The sequence below is a fragment of the Cellulomonas sp. URHE0023 genome, from assembly GCF_000688475.1.
In the GTDB taxonomy this organism is placed as follows: domain Bacteria; phylum Actinomycetota; class Actinomycetes; order Actinomycetales; family Cellulomonadaceae; genus Cellulomonas.
Genome location: NZ_JIAN01000006.1, coordinates 58,851 through 80,148, shown reverse-complemented (window position 1 = coordinate 80,148; position 21,298 = coordinate 58,851). Strand labels below are relative to the sequence as shown.

At 68.1% G+C, this 21,298-nt stretch carries 21 protein-coding genes; all 21 read right to left on the bottom strand.

Annotation, left to right across the window (positions count from 1 at the left end; genetic code table 11):
• Window positions 1-2: 2 nt before the first annotated feature.
• Entirely contained in the window at window positions 3-1,127 is a 1,125-nt protein-coding gene (gene aroB, locus N553_RS0109595) for a 3-dehydroquinate synthase (RefSeq protein WP_028046330.1), read from the bottom strand.
• Window positions 1,124-1,678 (bottom strand): shikimate kinase, encoded by a 555-nt coding sequence (locus N553_RS0109590; RefSeq protein ID WP_034621980.1) that lies wholly within the window; start codon window positions 1,676-1,678, stop codon window positions 1,124-1,126. The genes aroB and N553_RS0109590 overlap by 4 nt, the downstream gene beginning before the upstream one ends.
• A 5-nt stretch (window positions 1,679-1,683) precedes the next feature.
• The gene (gene aroC / locus N553_RS0109585) at window positions 1,684-2,874 is read right to left on the bottom strand and encodes a chorismate synthase (RefSeq protein ID WP_028046328.1); all 1,191 of its coding nucleotides are present in this window, start codon (window positions 2,872-2,874) and stop codon (window positions 1,684-1,686) included.
• 121 nt (window positions 2,875-2,995) lie between these two features.
• The gene (locus tag N553_RS0109580; RefSeq protein WP_028046327.1) at window positions 2,996-3,799 is read right to left on the bottom strand and encodes a hypothetical protein; all 804 of its coding nucleotides are present in this window, start codon (window positions 3,797-3,799) and stop codon (window positions 2,996-2,998) included.
• Window position 3,800: 1 nt separating this feature from the next.
• The gene (locus N553_RS0109575) at window positions 3,801-4,502 is read right to left on the bottom strand and encodes a hypothetical protein (RefSeq protein ID WP_028046326.1); all 702 of its coding nucleotides are present in this window, start codon (window positions 4,500-4,502) and stop codon (window positions 3,801-3,803) included.
• Window positions 4,499-5,566: a type IV pilus assembly protein PilM gene (gene pilM / locus N553_RS0109570; protein ID WP_028046325.1), complete on the bottom strand. Its 1,068-nt coding sequence runs from the start codon at window positions 5,564-5,566 to the stop codon at window positions 4,499-4,501. The genes N553_RS0109575 and pilM overlap by 4 nt, the downstream gene beginning before the upstream one ends.
• A gap of 96 nt (window positions 5,567-5,662) precedes the next feature.
• A complete protein-coding gene (locus N553_RS22065) occupies window positions 5,663-6,454 on the bottom strand; it encodes an A24 family peptidase (RefSeq protein ID WP_034621974.1) in 792 nt (263 codons plus the stop codon).
• Window positions 6,451-8,022, bottom strand: a complete 1,572-nt coding sequence (locus tag N553_RS24730; RefSeq protein WP_197030003.1) for a ricin-type beta-trefoil lectin domain protein — start codon at window positions 8,020-8,022, stop codon at window positions 6,451-6,453. The genes N553_RS22065 and N553_RS24730 overlap by 4 nt, the downstream gene beginning before the upstream one ends.
• Window positions 8,022-8,702 carry a prepilin-type N-terminal cleavage/methylation domain-containing protein gene (locus tag N553_RS25055; protein ID WP_156043795.1) on the bottom strand — a complete coding sequence of 227 codons (681 nt, stop codon included), beginning with the start codon at window positions 8,700-8,702 and terminating at the stop codon, window positions 8,022-8,024. Before N553_RS25055 ends, N553_RS24730 begins: the two co-directional genes overlap by 1 nt.
• Window positions 8,699-10,516, bottom strand: a complete 1,818-nt coding sequence (locus tag N553_RS0109535; RefSeq protein ID WP_028046321.1) for a prepilin-type N-terminal cleavage/methylation domain-containing protein — start codon at window positions 10,514-10,516, stop codon at window positions 8,699-8,701. The genes N553_RS25055 and N553_RS0109535 overlap by 4 nt, the downstream gene beginning before the upstream one ends.
• A gap of 131 nt (window positions 10,517-10,647) precedes the next feature.
• Complete coding sequence (locus N553_RS25840) at window positions 10,648-11,109, bottom strand: prepilin-type N-terminal cleavage/methylation domain-containing protein (RefSeq protein ID WP_051640048.1); 462 nt, start codon at window positions 11,107-11,109, stop codon at window positions 10,648-10,650.
• A 265-nt stretch (window positions 11,110-11,374) separates the two neighbouring features.
• On the bottom strand, window positions 11,375-11,827 hold the full coding sequence (locus N553_RS25835; RefSeq protein WP_028046320.1) for a prepilin-type N-terminal cleavage/methylation domain-containing protein: 453 nt from the start codon (window positions 11,825-11,827) through the stop codon (window positions 11,375-11,377).
• A 265-nt stretch (window positions 11,828-12,092) separates the two neighbouring features.
• Entirely contained in the window at window positions 12,093-12,533 is a 441-nt protein-coding gene (locus N553_RS25830) for a prepilin-type N-terminal cleavage/methylation domain-containing protein (protein WP_028046319.1), read from the bottom strand.
• Window positions 12,534-12,806: 273 nt separating this feature from the next.
• Window positions 12,807-13,247, bottom strand: a complete 441-nt coding sequence (locus N553_RS25825) for a prepilin-type N-terminal cleavage/methylation domain-containing protein (protein WP_034621953.1) — start codon at window positions 13,245-13,247, stop codon at window positions 12,807-12,809.
• Between the two features lie 230 nt (window positions 13,248-13,477).
• Window positions 13,478-13,909: a type II secretion system protein gene (locus N553_RS24245; RefSeq protein ID WP_051640047.1), complete on the bottom strand. Its 432-nt coding sequence runs from the start codon at window positions 13,907-13,909 to the stop codon at window positions 13,478-13,480.
• Between the two features lie 11 nt (window positions 13,910-13,920).
• Window positions 13,921-15,153, bottom strand: coding sequence for a type II secretion system F family protein (locus tag N553_RS0109505; RefSeq protein ID WP_028046318.1), 1,233 nt, complete (start codon window positions 15,151-15,153; stop codon window positions 13,921-13,923).
• Window positions 15,153-16,733 carry a type IV pilus twitching motility protein PilT gene (locus N553_RS0109500; RefSeq protein ID WP_028046317.1) on the bottom strand — a complete coding sequence of 527 codons (1,581 nt, stop codon included), beginning with the start codon at window positions 16,731-16,733 and terminating at the stop codon, window positions 15,153-15,155. The genes N553_RS0109505 and N553_RS0109500 overlap by 1 nt, the downstream gene beginning before the upstream one ends.
• 152 nt (window positions 16,734-16,885) lie before the next feature.
• Entirely contained in the window at window positions 16,886-18,559 is a 1,674-nt protein-coding gene (locus tag N553_RS0109495; protein WP_028046316.1) for a GspE/PulE family protein, read from the bottom strand.
• Window positions 18,560-18,678: 119 nt separating this feature from the next.
• Window positions 18,679-19,524 (bottom strand): shikimate dehydrogenase, encoded by an 846-nt coding sequence (locus tag N553_RS0109490; protein WP_028046315.1) that lies wholly within the window; start codon window positions 19,522-19,524, stop codon window positions 18,679-18,681.
• Window positions 19,521-20,672, bottom strand: coding sequence for an endolytic transglycosylase MltG (gene mltG, locus N553_RS0109485; protein WP_028046314.1), 1,152 nt, complete (start codon window positions 20,670-20,672; stop codon window positions 19,521-19,523). The genes N553_RS0109490 and mltG overlap by 4 nt, the downstream gene beginning before the upstream one ends.
• Before the next feature lie 55 nt (window positions 20,673-20,727).
• Window positions 20,728-21,297, bottom strand: coding sequence for a Holliday junction resolvase RuvX (gene ruvX, locus N553_RS22045; protein ID WP_034621682.1), 570 nt, complete (start codon window positions 21,295-21,297; stop codon window positions 20,728-20,730).
• Between the last annotated feature and the right edge of the window lies 1 nt (window position 21,298).

The window sequence follows — 21,298 nt, the reverse complement described above, 5'->3', positions numbered from 1 at the left end:
GCTCACAGCGAGATCGCCCGCGACGGTTGCGGAGCGCCCTCGCTGACCTCGGCGTACGCGGCCGCAAGGAGCGTCGGGTCCGGACCCTCGAGGCGCGCCGGCTTGCCGATGTCCTCCAGGACGACGAAGCGCAGCAGGTCTCCCCGCGTCTTCTTGTCCCGACGCATCGCCGCGAGCAGCCGGTCCCACCGGTCGCCGCGGTAGCTCACCGGCAGACCGAGCGACGTCAGGATCGACCGGTGACGGTCGACCACCTCGTCGGACAACCTGCCCGCAAGGCGCGCCAGCTCAGCGACATAGATCATGCCGACCGAGACGGCCGCACCGTGACGCCACTGGAACCGTTCGACGTGCTCGACCGCGTGCGCGAACGTGTGCCCGTAGTTGAGGATCTCGCGCAGGCCGCCCTCCTTGAGGTCCTCCCCCACCACGCGTGCCTTCACGGCGACCGCACGCTCGACGAGCTCGAGCAGCACGGGCGACGACGCGGCGGTCGCCGGGTCCAGGAGCACGGCGGTGTTCTCCTCGACGAGCTCGAGGATCCTCGGGTCGGCGATGAAACCGCACTTGACCACCTCGGCCAGCCCAGCGACGAAGTCGTGCTTCGCCATCGACTCGAGCGCGGCGAGGTCGCAGAGCACCCCGGCCGGCGGGTGGAACGCACCGACCAGGTTCTTGCCCTCGGCCGTGTTGATACCCGTCTTGCCGCCGACCGCGGCGTCGACCATCGCGAGAAGCGTCGTGGGGACGTGCACCACCCGGATGCCGCGCAGCCACGTCGCCGCGACGAAGCCCCCGAGGTCCGTGGTCGCTCCACCGCCCACCGTCACGACCGCGTCGCTTCGGGTGAAGTCGGCCTGGCCGAGCACCTGCCACAGGAATGCCGCGACCTGCGACGTCTTGGCCTCCTCGGCGTCGGGGATCTCGGCGATGAACGCCTCGTAGCCGTGCGCGAGCAGGTCCTCCCGGACCGCGTCGGCGGTCGTCGCGAGCGCTGTCGGGTGCACGACGAGCACCCGACGGACGCTGGACCCGAGCATGTCAGGCAGCTCTCCGAGCAGGTGCCGGCCGATGACGACGTCGTACGGCTGGTCGCCCTCGACCCGAACGGTCCTGGCCTCGCTCACGGCGTCTCCCCCTCGATGTCCAGTCGCCGCAGCGCGGCCAGCTCCAGCTCGATCACCTCGGCGACGTCCGTCGGGCGCTGGCCGTCGGTCAGCACGCGGATCGTCGCCACACTCTCGTAGACGGGACGACGTGCCTCCATGAGGGCGCTCCACTGCGCTCGAGGGTTGCCCAGCAGCAGCGGGCGTGACGTGTTGAACCCCACGCGTGGCGCAGCGTGTGCGAGGCTCACGTCCAGGAACACCACGACCCCACCACCGCTGCGGTACTCGGCGAGCAGGGACTGCGTCCCGGGGTCCAGGACCGCTCCCCCGCCCAGCGACAGCACGCCGTCGTGCTCGGCGAGCGCGGCTGCGACGGCCGCGGCCTCGAGCGCGCGGAACTGCGGCTCACCGTCCTCGACGAAGATCTCAGCGATCGCCTTTCCAGCCACCGCCTCGACGTCGGCGTCGGTGTCCCGGAAGGACAGCTGCCACCGCTCGCCGAGCGCGAGCCCGACCGTCGACTTCCCCGAACCGGGAGGGCCGACGAGCACGACGTGCGGACCGGGCACGACGGTCACGCGAGGAGGTCCGGGATGGCTGCGACGTAGGAGGCGAGGTTGCGACGCACCTCCGCCACGGAGTCGCCACCGACCTTCTCCAGCAGGGCGTCCGCAAGCACGAGCGCCACCATCGCCTCAGCGACGACAGCCGCCGGGGGGACCGCGCAGACGTCCGAGCGCTGGTGCTGCGCCTTGGCGGGCTCGCCCGTCGACGTGTCGACCGTGGCCAGCGCGCGCGGCACGGTCGAGATCGGCTTCATCGCGGCACGGACGCGGAGCACCTCACCGTTCGTCATCCCGCCCTCGATGCCGCCGGCACGGTTGGTGACCCGTGCGATGCGGCCCGAGCCGTCGCGCACGATCTCGTCGTGCGCCTGCGAGCCGCGGCGGGCGGCCGTCCGGAACCCGTCACCGACCTCGACGCCCTTGATCGCCTGGATCCCCATCAGCGCTGCGGCCAGGCGGCCGTCCAGCTTGCGGTCGGCGTGCACGTACGAGCCGAGACCCGAGGGCAGGCCGTAGGCCAGCACCTCGACGACGCCGCCGAGCGTGTCGCCGTCCTTGTGGCACTCATCGATCTCGGCGACCATCGCAGCGGACGCGTCGGCGTCGAAGCACCGGACCGGGTCGGCGTCGAGCGCAGCGAGATCATCAGGGGTCGGCAGGGCGGAACCCTCGGGGACGTCGGCTGTGCCGATGCTCACGACGTGGGAGACGAGCCGGACGCCGGCCGCCTGCTCGAGGAACCGGGCCGCGACGGTCCCGAGTGCGACGCGCGTGGCCGTCTCGCGGGCGCTCGCACGCTCGAGCACCGGCCGGGCGTCGTCGAACCCGTACTTGCGCATGCCGACCAGGTCGGCATGCCCGGGGCGCGGGCGCGTCAGAGGTGCGTTGCGGGCACGGTTGAGCACGTCGGCGTCCTCGAGCGGGTCGGACGACATCACATCGACCCACTTGGGCCACTCGGTGTTGCCGATCTCGATGGCGACGGGACCGCCCTGCGTCCGCCCGTGCCGGACACCGCCGAGCAGCCGGACCTCGTCCTGCTCGAACTTCATGCGCGCACCCCGGCCGTAGCCGAGGCGGCGGCGGGCCAGCGCCTCCTGGATGTCCGAGCTCTGCACCTCGACGTCCGCCGGCAGCCCTTCGAGGATTCCGACCAGTGCCGGGCCATGGGACTCACCGGAGGTCAACCAACGCAACATGGCACGGATCTTCCCACGGTCACCACGCGCTCCGGGCAGCGTTCCGGGTGCTGGTCGTGCACAGACAGCGACGCCGCAGACCAGAGGTCCACGGCGTCGCTGTGCGTGCTGATCGGTGCTGCTAGGAGATCGGCACCAGGGGGTTCTTGTCGCCCGGCGGGACCGGCAGCGCGGGCGGTGCCGCAGCCGGGTCGACGGGTGCGGGCGGCGCCGCGTTGGTGTCCTGCAGGACCAGGACGGATCCGGCGATGAGCATCTCCACGTCACCCGGGCTGGTCGTCGGGCGGCCCCCGCTCCCCTCCGAGTCCGACTGACCCGTCGCCGTGAGCGCCGAGACGACGAACAGTCGCCCGTCACCGAGCTGCAGGTCGTTGAGGAAGGCCTCCACGTTCGTGTAGGAGCCGACCACGTCGAGCGAGATGGGCATCTGGTAGAAGCCCTGGACGCCGGCAGGCGCGGCCGGCGTGACCGTGCCGTCCTCCGCGACGGTTCCCTCAGCAGGTGCAGACGCGTCGGTCGTCGTCGCGGGGTCCGTCGCCGCCGGGTCGGTCGCAGCAGCGACGGGGACCAGAGGAACGACGGTCTCGGACGGTGAGACCGCCACAGAGATGATCGTCACCGAGTGCGTCGCTGCGAGTGCAGACAGCTGGCGGTTGAAGTCCGCGACGGCGGTCACGGGCGGAACCCGCAGCTGCAGGCCCGCGAGCTCGGCCTTGTACTCGTCGAGCTTGAGCGACTGCGCCTTGAGCTGCACCACCTGGTTCTGGAGCATCTCGTTCTGCTGCGCCTGGGACTCCGTCTGCTCGTTCGCCTCCGCGGTTGCGGTGGTGACCGGCGAGATCAGCAGGAACCAGGACGCTGCGATGAGCAGCAACGAGATGATGACGGTGCCCGCGATCCAGGGGGCACTCTTGGAGCCGGCCATGTCAGCCCTCCTTGGTGTCGGCGAAGCGGGGCACGACCGCGGTGGCGTCGACCTGGAGGGTTGACGTGACGGCGAAGTAGGGCTCGCCCGTGTCGGCGGTCAGGGACGCCATGGACATGGACGGGCTCGAGACGTTGGGGATGCTGTCGAGCGCGTCGAGCCATGCGGCGGTGTCGGGCAGCGTGCTCGCACGGACCGTGAACGAGATGTTCGCGACGCCGGGCGTGACCAGCGGGTCCTGCGTTCCGGCAGCGGCCATCCAGGGCGTGCTCTGCGCCACGGTGAACGAGTCGATGCTCACGTCCGCCGGCAGCACCGCGGTGATCGCGTCGAGGTACGTCTTCCACTGGATCTCGGTCGATGTGCCGAGCTTCAGTGCATCCTCGGTACGGGCGAGGTTGGCGAGAACACGCGGCACCTCCGCATACTTCGCGACCTCGGCCTGGAGCTCGTCGGTGCGCGCCTGCTCCGAAGCGAGCGAGTCCTCTGCCGAGCCCTTCGCGAAGAGCGCGATCGCGTAGACCAGACCGATCCCGACGACGACGATCACGAGCGCGATGGCCAGCCAACGCTTGACGTTGACCAGACCACGAGCGGCGCGGACCTCGGGCGGCAGCAGGTTGACCTGAGGCAGGGACGTCGCTCCGACGCTGCCCCCGGCTGCCCGTGCGGGCACCTTGGTCTTTGTCATGGTCAGACTCATGCTGCTACTCCGTATGCCAGGCCCACGGGCAGTGCCATGAGCGACTCGCGACCGGCGAAGGCCTCACGGCCACCCGCGGTACGGGCGACCGAGATCGTGGACAGAGGGTCGCCCAGGGTGACCGGCAGGCGGCTCGCGCTGGACAGGTACTGCCCGAGGCCCGGGAGGTGCGAGCCTCCCCCGGTGAGGACGACGACGTCGATGCTCGCCCCGGGGTTGTTGGTCGCGTAGTACACGAACGTGTTGCGCACGGCCTCGACGAGGTTGCGCGTGACGGTCGCCAGCGCGTCGCTCGCTTCCTGCAGCTCGGGGCTGACGGCGAAGCCGACACCGATCTGTCGCTTGAGCGCCTCGGCCTCGAGGCCGGAGATGTTCATGCCGCGCGCGATCGTGTCCGTCGCGTCCTGGCCGCCGTTGGGCAGCGTCCGGACGAACTGCGGAACGCCGTTCGCGACGATCGTCACGTCCGTGACGCGCGCACCGATGTCGACCAACGCCGCCGTGCGCTGCGCGAGCTCACCGCGGGCGATGCTCCGCAGGAGCGCGAACGCGTTCAGGTCGACCATCGTGGCCCGCAGGCCGGCCGACTCCACTGCCATGACGTTCGCCGTGACGGTGTCGCGCACAGCGGCGACGAGCAGCCCGTTCACGATGCGCCCCTGCTCGTTCTGGCCCTCACCCGTCGGGTAGAAGTCGAGGAGTGCCTCATCCGCTGCCATGGGCAGGAGCTCCTGCACCTGGAACGGCAACGACGAGCGCAGCTGGGCCAGCGGCATGTACGGCAGCGACAGGTCGCGGACGACCACGCGCTGGTTGCCGACGCCGATGACGACGTCCTTCGACTCGAACTTCGCCGTCGCCCACAGCTGCTTGATCGCCTGCGTCACGGCTGCCTGGTCGGCGACCTCTCCGTCGCGCACTGCACCCAGCGGGAGAGCGACCTCGCCGAACCGGACGAGCGTGGGCGCCGTCTTTCCTCCCGGTCCGCCTGCGCCGAACTCCAGCTGTGCCGCACGTACGGCGGTCGTGCCTATGTCGAGCCCGATGACCCGCGTCTTAGCCACGCTCTACCCCTTCCGGTAAGCACTGCTGTGCTTCTACCCGTATCGGGTCACCGGCCGGACGACTTGAGTGATTCGCCGCGCGTGGATCGGCTGATCTCAGCCCAGCAGGGAGAGGTACGCGGAGCCGAGGCGCTCGCCGGCGACGATGCCGATGCCTGCGCCGAGAAGCATGTACGGGCCGAACGGGATGCCTGACTTGCGCGTGGCGCGTCCGCTGAGGAGCAGCCCGATGGACACGATCCCGCCCACGAGGAACGCAGCGAAGGCGCCCACGACCAGCGACGACCAGCCGAGCCACCCGAGGTACAGACCGAGCACGCCGGCGAGCTTGACGTCACCGAAGCCCATGCCCCCGGGCCGCAGCACCATGAGGGCGAAGTAGAACCCGTACAGTGCCGCCGCGCCGATCGCACCACGACCTAGCGCAGCCCAGTCGTCGTTGGCCCAGCTGGCGACGGCGAGCAGGACGAGTGCGACCGGGTACGCAGGAAGCACGATCGCGTTGGGCAGGCGGTGCGTGTCCAGGTCGATCATCGTCAGCGCGACGCCGATCGCCGCGAGGTAGAGGAATGCCGGCAGCTCGGCCGAGAGCCCCGCCCACCAGCCGACCGCAGCGAAGAGCACGCCGGTCGCGGCCTCGACCAGCGGGTACCGCGCCGAGATCGGTGCCCCGCAGTCGCGGCACCGTCCGCGCAGCAGGAGCCACGACAGGACCGGGACGTTGTCTCGTGCGCGGATCCGGGCGCCGCACCGCGGGCACGCGCTCGGCGGCGACACGATCGACTCGCCCCGAGGGACGCGCCAGATCACGACGTTGAGGAAAGACCCGACAAGCAGCCCGAGGACACCGCAGAAGACCGCGACCGTCGTGAGCTCCGAGGCACTCAGTTCTTCAGCTCCTTGTAGTCGCTCAGACCGGCTTCCTTGTTCACGACCGGAGCATTCCACTTCTGCTCAGGACCGCCGCTGCAGGTGGCCATGATGAGCTTGGACCACGAGCTGTCCAGCTTGTCACCACTCAGGCTGATGCATCGACCGTACTGGTCAGTGAACGTCCAGCTGTCCGTGTACACGCCGGTGTCCGCGGTCCGGGTCCACTTCTGGTCCGCTGCCGTGCTCGAGCACGGCGTCACGAAGGTGACGTACGCGGGGCTTGCCGACGCGGACGGGGTCTTGAGGCAGTACGTCTTGTACGGGTCGCCCTTTTTTGTGTCGGAGCTGTCGTAGTACACCGAAATCTGGCCGGTGTAGGTGCCGACGAGGCCCGGAGGCTCCGTGTACTTCCACTTGTGGTTCCACTTGAGCTTGCCGCCGCCGCTGGGGTCCTGCTTGCAGGGGTAGTCGATCATGTACGTCTCGATGACCTTCTCGCCGGTGACGTCCATGCACCGGCCGAACTCCAGGGAGTTCACGATCTGCCCCGTCGTATAGCTCGCCGCACCGGCGCCGACGCGCGGGTCCGGGTCGAACGACGCGTACGCGGTGTTGTCCCCCAGGCAGTCCCCGTACTTCAGCGTCTTGTTGATCAGCTTGGTGTCGTCGTAGGTGTCGCCCGACGTGAGGCAGTAGGTCGAGTAGTCCTTCCCCGTGGAGAGCTGGCCGATCCACTTCGCGCCACCCTTCCAGCTGAACTGCTGGTCGGTGTTCCCCGTGACGCACTTGGTCAGGGTCACATCGACGTTGCCGCCCGTGCTCGAGTTGCCGGTCAGGCACAGCGGCGTGGCGCCCAGGTCCGTGACGGACAGGTGGATCTCGTAGTCCTTGCCGTAGGTCCACAGCTGGCGCGGGTCGTCGCCGCCGCAATTGGACTGGTCGACGTAGGTCACCTTGTCACCGACATTCTGGCCCGCCGCCTGAAGGCAGTGCTTGTCACCGAACGCGTAGATCGTGCCGCCCTCGATGTTGTTGTGGGTCACCTTGAACGTGTACATCGTCTCGAGAAGTCGGTCCCCAGCAGTGGTGGCCAGGCCGGCGACACCGGCGTCGAGGCCCGTGGCCGACAGGATCGCGAAGCTCGGCGAGATCGTCACACCTGCGCCGGAAACGCAGGCGAGCTTGTTGGTGCTGCGCCACGCATCGTCCTTGCCGGTCGGGTCCTGGTCGAAGTACGAGACGTTCACGGCGTACGTGAGCGTGCTGGTCGAGCTGTCCACCTTGCCCTGGACGCTGCAGGGCAGCAGGGTCGGGGCACCGTAGTACTTGCCGTCCATGTCCACGGGGCCGATGGCTGAGCGGATCTGGCTCAGCGCCGAGTCGAGGCCGGTCTCGGCAGCGAAGATGGTGCGCGTGTTCTTGCCCGCGTACATCGTCGGCTTGACCTGCGCGACCATGACCCCGAGCATCAGGACGCTCAGCGCGCTCATGACCATGATGAGCATGATCACCGTGAGCATGGCGACGCCCTCGTCGCGCGCGGCTGCTGCCCGTCGACGCTCGAGAAGTGTGTGGAGTGACATCACGGCCTCCCGGGCCCGGTGCAGACAGGGTTGGCGCTCTGACCAGGAACCGAAACCGACTCGGGATTCGACTGCGAGGCGGCGCTGGTGTTTCGAGCGAAGAAGTAGGAGTCCAGCTGGGCGCCAGCCTTGGCAGTGGTACCTGAACCGACTCCCATGTCCAAGAAGACGCGTAGCTGTTGGCGCTGGTACGTGCTGCCGGCGGGCGTGAACACGAAGGGAAGCTGGGTAGAGACGGACAGGTTGTTGCGCACGTTCACCGCCATGGTGTTCCAGCCGGACACAACCGGCGTCGCCTGGACACGCCAGGTCCGGACGTCGAGCGTGCGGGTCGACGACGTGTACCGCCATTGCGTGCACAGCGGCTTCTGGCCGGCACCGACGGCGGAGATCAGGTACTCGACGTAGTACGTGCCGGCCGTCGTACCCACGCCCGGCCGGTTGATGCTGGACGAGTAGCGGATCTCCTTGTCCATGCGCTGGAACACCTTGCGCGCGGCATCGCCGGCGTTGCTGACGCCCTGCGCGCGCGAGGTGTCCTTCGTCATGACGACGACGCCGCCCATGAACATCCCGATGATCACCGTGAGGATGCCCATCGAGACCAGCAGCTCGACCAAGGTCATGCCGTTGTCGGTCTCGCTCGTGCGCCGCTGCAGCGCGGCTCGGATCCGGGTCACGGTCGGCTCACCGCGATCGTGACCGTCGCCGGATCGGACGACAACGACACGGATGGGGTTCCGCCCGTCCACGTCATCGTGTACGTGAAGGTGCAGCTGCCGGTCTTGTCACCGGTGTTCCAGGTCGGCGCCTTGAACGTCAGCCCCGGGCCGCCGGTGGCGGTCGCGACGTTGGGCGCCGTGACTGTCGCACCACCGCCGATCGTGCAGACCGGCACCGTCGCCGCGTAGGTCATGTTCGTGAAGGTCGTCGGGACGCCCGTGAGGGTCAACGTCTTCGATGCCCCGGAGGAGACGGCGTTCACGGCCTTGATATCGATCGGCGCTGACACGGGCTTGAGCCTCACGGTGATCGTCTTCACGTCAGACGTCGCGCTCAGGCCCTTCTTGATCGTGTACGAGAACGTGTACACGCCCACCTGGTTGAGCTGGCTCGACGTGATCGTCCAGGTGAAGTCGGTCTTGGCCCCGTTGACGCTCGGTGTCCCGAGTGTGCTCGCGGGCACCGTCCCGGAGAGTGCCACGACATAGGCGCTCTTGGGCTCCGACAGTCCCAGGGCCTGGAAGATGTCGATGTTGTAGGTCGTGGCGACGGAGCTCGAGTTGAAGGTGAATTCCCGGTTGTCCGCGACGGGCTTGGCCGGCACGGTCACCTGGACCGTGATCGTTCCCTCAGCACTGTCGAGGCCGCTCGAGTCCTTGACCATGTACTTCACGATGATGTTGCCCGTGGTTGAGGTCGACTTGACCGTGAGAGTCGTTCCTGAGGCGGTCGCAGTGCCGCCGATCCCGGTGACCCCCGTGACGGTGGCGTTGAGCCCGGTTCCGACGGCGGGGAGCGCGAAGTCCTTTTGGGCGTTCGTCTCCATCCCGACGGTCTGGGCGCTTGCCAGCGGGTGCACCTCGATCGTCATGGTTGCCTCGTTCGACGTGCGCCCGGCGCCGTCCTTGATCCGGTACTTCAGGGTGGCGATACCCGAGGCGTTCGTCGGCGGCGTGTACTTGATCTTGCCGATCTCGTCGACGGGTGTCGTCACGACGGCGGCGGTGCCGATCGTCGGTGGCTGGGTGATGGTCGTCGGGTTCACACCGGCGGCGATGAAGCCCTTGACGTCGTTGTGGAGGATGTCCGAGACGGCACCGGCACTTCCGGTGAACGTCGAGCTCGGGTCGTCATAGGCGACGGGCTTGGCCGTGAGGTTCCAGTTCGCGTCGACCGTCGGGTCGATCAGCGTGGACACCTTGTACTGGCAGGACGTGCCCTTGCACTCGGTCGCCTTGCCGGGCAGCCACGTGACGACGACGGTGACGCGGTAGAGCTGAACTGTCGAACCACTAGGCGCCTTCGTGCAGTTCTGGTCGGACGCGCTCGCGGTCTTGGGGCGGTAGCAGGTGCCGATGAGGGTGGTCACCTTGTAGGTCGCGTTCGAGACCTTGGTCGTGTAGCTGATGTCCAGCGCCACACCGGGACGGGTCGCCGCATTGGCGTCATAGGCGGCGGTCATCTGCGCGACGTCCGCGGGGTTCGCTGCGGCGAACGACGCGTCGACCGCTGCCTTGGAGCGGCCGAGGATGAGCCCGTTGACAGGTGTCCCGGCGCCGGTATCACGCGGGTAGACAGCGTGAACCTTCTCCATCGCCTGGCTGGCCACCGTGACGGCGGCCTGGTTGCGCTGGAGGTGGGAGGTGCTCTGCATGCCGCGGACGAAGAACGTCAACGCGGCGGCGGCCACCACCCCAAGAAGGGTCAGGGCCACGACCACCTCGATCAGCGACAGGCCGGACTCCGACCCTCGCTCGATCGCTCGCTGCATACGCCGCGGTGTCATCGGTTCCCTCTCGTCCGAACTCAGGGCCGGGGGCGGCTAGCTGCCGTCCCCGGCCCTGAGGTGAAGCCGGTCTACCCGCGAGCCGGGTAGAACTGGTGGTGCCTAGCTGCTCAGGATCAGAACGCGCCGGTCGGGCAGACCGTGGTCGCCTTCGACTGCAGGCCGCCCTTGCTGCTGATGTAGACCCAGGGCTGGGTCGACTTGCCGGTCGGGGCGGTGCCCAGCAGGCAGTACGCGTTCTTGTCGGTGTTCAGGTTGCCGACGACGGTGTTCTTGCCCGAGAGGGTCACCGTGACGTCCGTTGCGGGCGCCGTGAGGTCGATCGTCGAGATGCCCGAGTCGGCGGCGGACGTGACCGGGTAGTAGGTCGTCTCGTCGGTGTAGACCGTCTCGAGCTCGTTGGCGACCGTGCGCAGGTCGGACTTGATCGACGCGTCGACAGCCTTCTTGCGCTGGTTCAGGAACACCGGGATGGCGATGGCGGCGAGGATGCCGATGATGATGATGACGACGAGGAGCTCGATGAGCGTGAAGCCCTGGTCCTTCTCGTCGATGGACTTGCGAACGCGAGCGATCATGAGACCGTCCCCATTTCAGTGTCGTGGCGAGTACTTCGGCAGGTGCTCTCCGCCGGAGCGTCGTGCACAGGATGGATGTCGGCATCCGACTCGTGCACTTGAGCGGTGGGGCCAGCAAGAAGAGCGGTTCACCCGGACGGCCCAGATGTGCTGCTCGTGTCTCGGAGGTGTCCGAGACGACCGATGGCCATGCCCCCCGTGAGGGAGACATGGCCATCGGTAGAGGAGGGCCCGCGTCGTTCAGACGTCGAGCCGATCAGTCAGATCAGAAGCTGCCGCAGGTGGTGACGGACTTGGCCTGCAGGCCGCCCTTGTTGCTCATGTAGACCCAGTCCTGCGTCGCCTTGCCGGTGTCGCCCTTGCCCACCAGGCAGTACGCGTTCTTCTCGGCGTTGAGGACGCCGGTGACCGAGTTCTTGCCCGACAGAGTCACGAGGACGCCCGCGGCGGGGGTCGTGGTCTCGATCTTGGCCGTGCCGGCCGTGGCGCCATCGACCGTGTAGTAGGTCGTGTCGTCGGTGTAGACCGTCTCGAGCTCGTTGGCGACCGTGCGCAGGTCGGACTTGATCGACGCGTCGACAGCCTTCTTGCGCTGGTTCAGGAAGACCGGGATGGCGATGGCGGCGAGGATGCCGATGATGATGATGACGACGAGGAGCTCGATGAGCGTGAAGCCCTGGTCCTTCTCGTCGATGGACTTGCGAACGCGAGCGATCATGAGACCGTCCCCATTTCAGTGTCGTGTCGAATACTTCGGCAGGTGCTCTCCGCCGGAGCGTCGTGCACAGGATGGATGTCGGCATCCGACTCGTGCACTTGAGCGGTGGGGCCAGCAAGAAGAGCGGTTCACCCGGACGGCCCAGATGTGCTGCTCGTGTCTCGGAGGTGTCCGAGACGACCGATGGCCATGCCCCCCGTGAGGGAGACATGGCCATCGGTAGAGGAGGGCCCGCGTCGTTCAGACGTCGAGCCGATCAGTCAGATCAGAAGCTGCCGCAGGTGGTGACGGACTTGGCCTGCAGGCCGCCCTTGTTGCTCATGTAGACCCAGTCCTGCGTCGCCTTGCCGGTGTCGCCCTTGCCCACCAGGCAGTACGCGTTCTTCTCGGCGTTCAGCGAGCCGCTGACCTGGTTCTTGCCCGAGAGCGTCACGACCACGGCGGTCGGCGCGGCGATGGTGGCCTTGCCCGCGGCGGCCGTGACGTCGTAGTACGTCGTGTCGTCGGTGTAGACCGTCTCGAGCTCGTTGGCGACCGTGCGCAGGTCGGACTTGATCGACGCGTCGACAGCCTTCTTGCGCTGGTTCAGGAACACCGGGATGGCGATGGCGGCGAGGATGCCGATGATGATGATGACGACGAGGAGCTCGATGAGCGTGAAGCCCTGGTCCTTCTCGTCGATGGACTTGCGAACGCGAGCGATCATGAGACCGTCCCCATTTCAGTGTCGTGTCGAATACTTCGGCAGGTGCTCTCCGCCGGAGCGTCGTGCACAGGATGGATGTCGGCATCTGGCTCGTGCACTTGAGCCGTAGGGCAAGCACACAAGGGGGTTCACCCGATCGGCTCAGATGTGTTGGCCGGCATCCGGGCCGTCCGAAAACGACCGATGGCCATGCCCCCCGTCAGGGAGACACGGCCATCGGTCGAGCAGGCGATCGCCCTGCGTGCTGCGGGCCGAACCAGCCGATCGGTCAGATCAGAACGTGGTGCAGTCCGTGACCGACTTGGCCTGCAGGCCGCCCTTGTTGCTCATGTAGACCCAGTCCTGCGTGGCCTTGCCGGTCTCGCCCTTGCCGATCAGGCAGTACGCGTTCTTCTCGGCGTTCAGCGAGCCGCTGACCTGGTTCTTGCCCGAGAGCGTCACGACCACGGCGGTCGGCGCGGCGATGGTGGCCTTGCCCGCGGCGGCCGTGACGTCGTAGTACGTCGTGTCGTCGGTGTAGACCGTCTCGAGCTCGTTGGCGACCGTGCGCAGGTCGGACTTGATCGACGCGTCGACAGCCTTCTTGCGCTGGTTCAGGAACACCGGGATGGCGATGGCGGCGAGGATGCCGATGATGATGATGACGACGAGGAGCTCGATGAGCGTGAAGCCCTGGTCCTTCTCGTCGATGGACTTGCGAACGCGAGCGATCATGAGACCGTCCCCCATTTCAGTGTCGTGGCGAAGACTTCGGCAGGCGCGACCTCCCAAGCGGCGCGCATGGGTTCTTTGTCGGCATCGTGAGTGTTGACTTGAGCCGCGGGAACCGGCCGACAGCGGCAGTTCACCCGAACGGCCGTCGTGCCGTTCCCGTCCTCGACGCGAACGACCGATGGCCACGCTTCAGAGACGAAGACATGGCCATCGGTCGAAAGAACCACACGTCACGGCAGGGAGAACGTCACGGCTCCTGAGCAGGGAGTGCCGCCATCCGCCACGAGACCGCCCTGCGTCGTGTCGTAGACCCACGTGTGCGACGGTCCGACGCCCAGGGGGTTGTCCCCCAGGAGGCAGTAGTCCGTCCCGCTGATCACCACGTCGATCGTGTTGCCCTTGCTCGTGACGGCATCCGCGTGGATCTTGTCCACGGTCAGGGGCAGCTCTCCCTCGGCCGTGCGCTCGGCCTCGAGGGCCGTTGCCACCGTCCGGAGGTCCGACTTCAGGCTCGCGTCCGTCGCCTTCTGGCGGTTCGCGATGAACATCGGGATCGCGATCGCCGCCAGGACCCCGATGATCACGATGACCACGAGGAGCTCGACGAGAGAGAAACCGGTCTGCCGGTCGGCAGGTCTGTGGGCCGACGCGTCGGCGTGCACGGGTCGGCGCCTCAGTTGATGAGGTTGAAGACGGAGAAGATCGGCATGTACAGCGCGATGATCATGCCGCCGATGAGCGATCCGAGCACGACGATCATGAGCGGCTCGATGAGCGACGTCAGCTGCTCGGTCGTCGCCTCGACCTCCTGGTCGTAGAACTCGGCGATCTTCTCGAGCATCGTGTCCAGCGCACCGGTGTCCTCACCGACGGCCATCATCTGCACGACCATGGGCGGGAAGACCGGGTGCTGCGAGAGCGGGCCGGACAGCGAGTGACCCGAGCGGACCGACTCCTGGACGGCCTTCGCCGCCTTCTCGATCACGAGGTTGCCGCTGGTCTCACCGACGATGTCGAGCGCCTGCAGGATCGGGACGCCGGCGTGGATCATCGTGCCGAAGTTGCGCGTGAACCGGCTCACGGCGATCTTGCGGAACAGGTTGCCGAAGACCGGCACCTTGAGCTTGATCGGGTCGAGCTTCTCGCGCACACCGCGGTCGTTCTTGTGCCTGCCCCACCACACGCTGAACACGCCGATACCGATCACCAGCGGGATCGCGATGATCTTGAGCAGACCGGAGAGCATGACCAGGACGCGGGTCGGAGCCGGAAGCTCGCCACCCAGGCTCTCGAACATGCCCGCGAACACCGGGACGATGAACAGGAGCATGCCGACGACGGCAAGGATCGCGATGAAGAACACGACGACCGGGTACGTCATCGCCGACTTCACCTTGCCGCGGAGCTTGACCTCGGCCTCGTAGTTCTCTGCCACGGAGATCAGGACGCCGTCCAGGAAACCGCCGACCTCGCCGGCCTTGACCATGTTGATCATCAGTGGCGGGAAGACGTCGGCGTGCTTGGCAAGCGCGACGGAGAACGAGACACCGACCTCGACGTCGCCGCGCACGAGCGCGAGGCGCTTGGCCAGCGGCTTGCTCTCGGTCTGCTCGGCCAGGATCGTCAGCGAGCGGAGCAGCGACAGTCCGGCGTTGATCATGGTCGAGAGCTGCCGGGCCATGATGGCCAGGTCCTTGAGGGTGATCTTGTCCCCGAAGCCGGGGATCGAGATCTCCTTCTGCAGGCCGCCCGTGCCGATCTCGTTGATCGACATGGGCGCCATGCCCAAGGTCTTGAGGCGGTTGGCGACCGCGGCCTGGCTCGGGGCCTCGATGCGGCCCTTGACGATCTTGCCCTCGCGGTCACGGACCGCGTACTCGAAGGTCTTGGCAGTGGTCGTCGCCATCAGTGTGCTCCCTCAGCGAAGAAGTTGCCGCCCATGCCGGCCTTGGTCAGCCCGGCACCCGCGGTGCCACCGTGGTCACGGCCGGTGAGCCGGTTGAAGTCCTCGATGTGGTGGCACTTGTCCAGACCGGTCTCGTACGAGATGCGTCCCGTCTTGACCAGGTCGGCGAGGTGCTGGTCCATCGTGTGCATGCCCTGCTGGGCACCGGCCTGCATCGCCGAGTAGATCTGGTGCGTCTTGCCCTCGCGGATCAGGTTGCGGATAGCCGGCGTCGCGATCAGCACCTCGGTCGCAACAGAACGCCCCGACGCGTCGGCACGCTTGGCCAGCGTCTGGCAGACCACGCCCTGCAGGGCGCTCGCCAGCTGGGTGCGGACCTGTGCCTGCTGGTGCGCGGGAAAGACGTCGATGACGCGGTCGATCGTCTGCGCGGCATCCGAGGTGTGCAGGGTCGCGAACACCAGGTGACCGGTCTCTGCGGCAGTCAGGGCCACGGAGATGGTCTCCAGGTCGCGCATCTCACCGACGAGGATGATGTCGGGGTCCTGGCGCAGCACGTGCTTGAGCGCGTTCGCGAACGACAGCGTGTCCGAGCCGACCTCACGCTGGTTGATCAGCGACTTCTTGTGGCGGTGCAAGAACTCGATCGGGTCCTCGACCGTCATGATGTGGTCCTCGCGCGTCCGGTTGGCGAGGTCGACGATCGCGGCGAGCGTGGTCGACTTGCCGGAGCCGGTGGGTCCCGTCACGAGGACGAGCCCGCGCGGCAGGCCGGCGAACGAGCCGACGATAGGCGGCACGCCGAGCGCCTCGAGCGGCTTGATCTCGTACGGGATCACACGGAAGGCGGCACCGATGGACTCGCGCTGCTGGTAGATGTTCACGCGGAACCGGGCCAGGCCGCGCACCGCGTAGGACAGGTCGAGCTCGAGGTTCGCCTCGAACTTCTCCCGCTGCTTCTGGGTGAGGATCCCGTAGAGGACGCGACGCAGGGGCTCGGGCATCACGGTGCCGAACCCGTCGAGCGCCTTGAGCGAACCGGAGATGCGGATCATCGGCGGCGCACCCGTGGTCAGGTGCACGTCGGAGGCGCCGTGCCGGACCATCTCGGTGAGGACGGCGTCGATCGAGAAGTCGCCCTCCTGCGAGTCCTGGCCCAGTGCGCGACGGGCGCCCGGGCGAGCCTTCTGGACCGGCACGTCGGCGACGGCCTGCGGGCGGGCCGGCGGCTGAGCCGGGGGCGCCTCGACGGGCGCCGGGGCCTGCGGTGCAGGCATGAACACGCCTGGTGCCGCTGCGGGCGGCGCACCGGCGTACTGGCGCGTCGGGTCTGCCACGGGGGCGTACTGCTGAGTCATGCCTGGCGCAGGTGCGTAACCCTGCGAAGGCGCCGGCTGGGCCGCGTACGGCTGTGCGGCCGCCACAGGTGCGGGCGCGACGCTCTGCGACGGGATCGGCGAGAACATCGTCGGCGCCTGCAGCGGCGGCGCCGCGGGCGCTCCCGCCTGTGGCCCCATGGGCCGGTACGGCGGCAGGGGCCGGGTGGGCTCCCCGGCGGATGCCTGGTAGGACTCGCTCACGTCATTCCTCCACAGTCGACCGACGTGCTTATCGGTACGCGGACCTGCACAGCGACCGCTTGGTTCTGCCCGTTCATCGGTCACGCGGGCGACCGACTTGAGGTGTCGGTGCACGTCAGTAGCGACAAACGGGCCCGATCAGGAAAATCACCTCACGCGACGACACGCAGGATCTCCTCGATGGAGGTCTGCCCCAGGGCCACCTTGTGCCAGCCGTCGTAGCGCAACGGGATCATCCCCTGCGAGACCGCTGTGGCAGCGATGTCAGCGCTCGACGAGTGCGCCACCGCGTGCCGTTCGATCTCCTCGGTGACCCGCATGACCTCGTGCAGCGCGATGCGACCGCGGTAGCCGGTCTTCGAGCAGGTCACGCACCCGACCGGGCGCATCAGCTCGGGGATCGCCTCACCGTCGACCCACGGGAAGCGGGCCGCGCGCATCTCCTCGGGGGACGGCGTGTACGGCTCCTTGCAGTTGCCGCAGAGCTTGCGCGCGAGCCGCTGGGCGACCACGGCGTCGAGCGCCGACCCGACGAGGAATGGCTCGATGCCCATCTCCGTGAGACGCGTGATCGCCGAGGGGGCGTCGTTGGTGTGCAGCGTCGACAGGACGAGGTGACCGGTCAAGGCCGCCTCGACAGCGATCTGCGCGGTCTCGTGGTCGCGGATCTCACCGAGCAGGACGACGTCGGGGTCGGACCGCAGGATCGAGCGGAGCGCCCCCGCGAACGTCAGGCCGGCCTTCGGGTTGACCTGGACCTGGTTGATGCCCGCCAGCCGGTACTCGACCGGGTCCTCGACAGTGATGACGTTGATCTCCGGCCGCGAGACGGCGTTGAGCGTCGCGTAGAGGGTCGTCGACTTTCCCGAACCGGTGGGTCCGGTCACGAGGATCATCCCGTAGGGCTTGGTGTAGGCCTCGTGGTACGTCGCGTAGTTCTCCTCCAGGAACGAGAGGTCACGCAGGTCCAGGCTCGCCGTGGAGTTGTCGAGGATTCGCATGACGATCTTTTCGCCCCAGACCGTCGGCAGCGTCGCCACACGGAGGTCGATCTTGCGGCCGTTGTGCACGACGGACATGCGGCCGTCCTGCGGCTTGCGCCGCTCGGCGATGTCGATGTCGCTCATGATCTTCACGCGGCTGATGACACCGCTCTGGATCTGCTTGGGAGACCTCTGCGTCTCGTGCAGCACACCGTCGATCCGGTACCGGACGCGCAAGTCGTGCTCGGTGGGCTCGATGTGGATGTCGGACGCGCGGTCGGTGATCGCCTGGGTCACCAGGAGGTTCACGAACCGCACGATCGGCGCGTCGTCGTCGACGACGTCCCCCATGCGGGACAGATCCGTGTCGGTGTTCGGGACCTCGTCCTCGAAGGCCTGCGACAGGCCTTCCATCTCGTCGTCGGCTCGGCAGAACCGGTCGATGGCACGCAACAGGTTGTCGTGCGTCGAGATGACCGCGATCACGGGGCGTCCGGAGATCGTCCGCACGTCGTCCACGGCCATGACGTTGCCAGGGTCCGACGTCGCCAGGAGCAGCGAGTTGCCCTCGAACCCGACCGGGAGCACCGTGTACCGCCGGCACAGGGCGCTCGGTACCAGTGAGGTCGCCGCCCTGTCGACGGGGTACTCGTCGAGGTCGACGAACTGCATCCCGACCTGTGCGGCCAGGGCCTTCACCAGCTGGCCCTCGGTGAGCACGCCGAGCTCCACGAGCGTGCGCCCGAGCGACGAGCCGCGCGCCATGGTCTCGTCCAGCGCGGCGAGAAGCTGTGCCTCGGTCACGAGCCCTTCGTCGAGCAGGATCTCCCCGAGCTGCCTCACGCGCGTACCTCCCCGTCAGCCTGCCGCCGTGGTTGGTAGCAGGACCTCTTGGGAACATCGGCACGGCCACCCGTCACCGTGAGGAGAACTGACCGAAATCTCCGACGGAGCCGCGAGGCTCAGCGCGACAGCTGCGTCTCGAGCCCGGCGGCCATCGCGTCGACCGGCCCGGGGTGGCCGGTCATCAACCGGACCTGCTCGGCGGCCTGGTGCAGCAGCATCCGCTCGCCACCGACGACTCCCCCGCCGGCTCGCGCCCAGGCCGTCGACAGGGCGGTGGGGCGCGGGTCGTAGGCGACGTCGAGCAGCACACCGCTGGCGGGTCCCGTGAACGCCGCGGCCAGTGCGTCCGCCGCGTGGGGCGGAAGGGTCGAGACCACCGCATCCGCTCGACCGATCTCGGTCGCCGCGTCCTCGAGCGTCCGGAACTGGGGCGTCACACCCATCCGGTGCGCGGCACGCATGAGCCCTCCGGCACGGGACATCGCCCGGACGTACACGACCGGTGACACGCACCCCAGCTGCGCCAGGGCAGCGAGTGTGGAGGAGGCCGTCGCACCCGCACCGACGACCGCGGCGCTCGTGACCGGTGCGCCGCGCAGGCCCTCACCGAGCGCCTGCACCAGGCCGTGCACGTCCGTGTTCGCCCCCACCAGCACCCTCGACGCTCCGCTGCCCTGGAGCAGGACGGTGTTGACGGCGCCCACCACCTGCGCCAACGGCTCGATGTGGTCGAGCAGCGGTATGACGGTCTGCTTGAGCGGCATGGTCAGGCTCAACCCGGCCCACGTGCCGTCCAGGCCCGCGAGGAAGCCCGGCAGGTCCTCCTCGGTCACGTCGAACGCGTCGTACTGCCAGTCGCCGAGCCCGAGCGCCTCGTACGCAGCGCGGTGCAGGGTCGGCGACAACGAGTGCGCGACCGGGTGTCCCAGGACTGCCGCTCGCCGCGGAGCGGCGGCCGTCACTTGCCGTTCGCCGCGTTCCAGTCGCGGAGCTTCTGGATGTTGGCGTTCTGCTCCTCCGACGAGTCGGTGAACAGCGTCTCGCCGGTGACGGGGTTGACCGTCACCCAGAAGATCCACGGCCCCTCGGCGGGATGCATGACCGCGTCGATCGACACCGCACCCGGCGAGGAGATCGGACCGGGCGGCAGGCCGACGTGCGTGTACGTGCTGTACGCGTTGCCGGGGTCGTTGTTCTCGGCCGGTGTCGGAGCACGCGTGACGCCGAGTCCGTAGGCGGTCGTGGAGTCGATCTGCAAGCGCAGACCGCGCTCGAGACGGTTCTCGATACCGCGGGCGACCTTGTACCTGTCCTCGTCGAGTCTGGCCTCACGCTCCACGATCGAGGCCTTGGTCAGGACGGTCTCCCACTGGTCTTGCGGCACGCCCTTGTCCTGGAGCTGCTTGATCGTCTGCGCCGTCATCTGGCTGAGCACGCTCGCCGCCGTCGAGCCGGGCTCCACGTCGTACGTCGCCGGGAAGAGCCAACCCTCGACGTTGCCGCCAGCCTCGGCCGGAAGACCGATCGACGCGGGGTCCGCGATCGCCGCGGTCAGCTGGTCGACCGGGATCAGCGTCTTCTCGGAGATCTTCGCGAGCGTCTGCGCCTGGTTGAGGCCTTCGGGGATGGTGACCTTGAACGACACACGGCTGGCCGGGTCGAGCAGCGCGACGATCGCGTCCGACGCCTTCATCTCGAGCAGCATGCTGTACGTGCCCGGCTGGATCGATGCGCCAGCAGGGTTGGCCGCGAACGCCTTGTTGAACGCCTTGCTGCTTCCCACGACCCCGGCCTCGACGAGCGTGGCCGCCATCTGGGCGCCGGTGTCACCGGGCTTGACGGTCACGGTCACGTTGCCGTGGCCCGGGCCCGGGTAGTCCTCGACGCTGCCCGCGGTTGCGGACCCGCCGTTGAAGAAGCCGCCCATGAGCTCGACGACGACGTACGCCGCACCGAGCACCATGACCAGTGCGACCGCCAGAACACCGATGGAGCGGCGGCGGCGGCGCTTGCGCTCACGCTGCTCCTTGGCGCGTCCACGAGAACGAGACGAACGTCGAGGGTCCGGGGCGTTGCCGCGCGGGTCACCGCCGAACAGATCGGTCGCCACGTCCTCACCTCGCTCCACTGGGGCCCACCACTCGGTCTGATTGCTCACGTGCGCGTCACTCCACCGTCGTCTGTGCGTCGCCCGCAGCCCCCCCGCGCGCCACCGGAGGGTGCTGAACTGGATCGACGACGACCCGTTCTCCGGGACGTCGCCCCGTTGCACTCTCCGTGTCCAACGCGGACTGCAAGATCACCACCGCGGCCGCCTGGTCGACAACCTGCCGGTGGCTGCGTCCGGATCGGCCGGACGCATGTAGCGCCTGATGCGCGGACACCGTGCTCATCCGCTCGTCGACCATCCGCACCGGAACCGGTGAGATGGCCTGCGCCAGTTGGACAGCGTACGCGCGCGCGGCCTGCGATGCGGCACCTTCCGACCCGGACATGTGTCGCGGGAGGCCGACGTACACAACACCCACACGTCGCTCGCCCACCTCTGCCACCAGCGCCGCGATGTCCGAGGGTGCGCGGCCTTTGCCGCTGTTGTCCCGGGCGAGGGTGGCTACCGGCGTGGCGATCAGACCGTCAGGGTCGCTCGCGGCGACGCCGACGCGGACGGATCCGACGTCGACCGCGAGCCGAACCCCGCGGACGACGGGGTCGGGCGTGTCGCGACGACCTGACACG

Bases quoted from the DNA above. Each gene is read 5' to 3' on its own strand.
- aroC (WP_028046328.1), bottom strand. From the start codon at position 2,874: ATGTTGCGTTGGTTGACCTCCGGTGAGTCCCATGGCCCGGCACTGGTC.
- N553_RS0109580 (WP_028046327.1), bottom strand. From the start codon at position 3,799: ATGGCCGGCTCCAAGAGTGCCCCCTGGATCGCGGGCACCGTCATCATC.
- N553_RS0109575 (WP_028046326.1), bottom strand. From the start codon at position 4,502: ATGAGTCTGACCATGACAAAGACCAAGGTGCCCGCACGGGCAGCCGGG.
- N553_RS24730 (WP_197030003.1), bottom strand. From the start codon at position 8,022: ATGTCACTCCACACACTTCTCGAGCGTCGACGGGCAGCAGCCGCGCGC.
- N553_RS0109535 (WP_028046321.1), bottom strand. From the start codon at position 10,516: ATGCAGCGAGCGATCGAGCGAGGGTCGGAGTCCGGCCTGTCGCTGATC.
- N553_RS25840 (WP_051640048.1), bottom strand. From the start codon at position 11,109: ATGATCGCTCGCGTTCGCAAGTCCATCGACGAGAAGGACCAGGGCTTC.
- N553_RS25835 (WP_028046320.1), bottom strand. From the start codon at position 11,827: ATGATCGCTCGCGTTCGCAAGTCCATCGACGAGAAGGACCAGGGCTTC.
- N553_RS25830 (WP_028046319.1), bottom strand. From the start codon at position 12,533: ATGATCGCTCGCGTTCGCAAGTCCATCGACGAGAAGGACCAGGGCTTC.
- N553_RS25825 (WP_034621953.1), bottom strand. From the start codon at position 13,247: ATGATCGCTCGCGTTCGCAAGTCCATCGACGAGAAGGACCAGGGCTTC.
- N553_RS0109505 (WP_028046318.1), bottom strand. From the start codon at position 15,153: ATGGCGACGACCACTGCCAAGACCTTCGAGTACGCGGTCCGTGACCGC.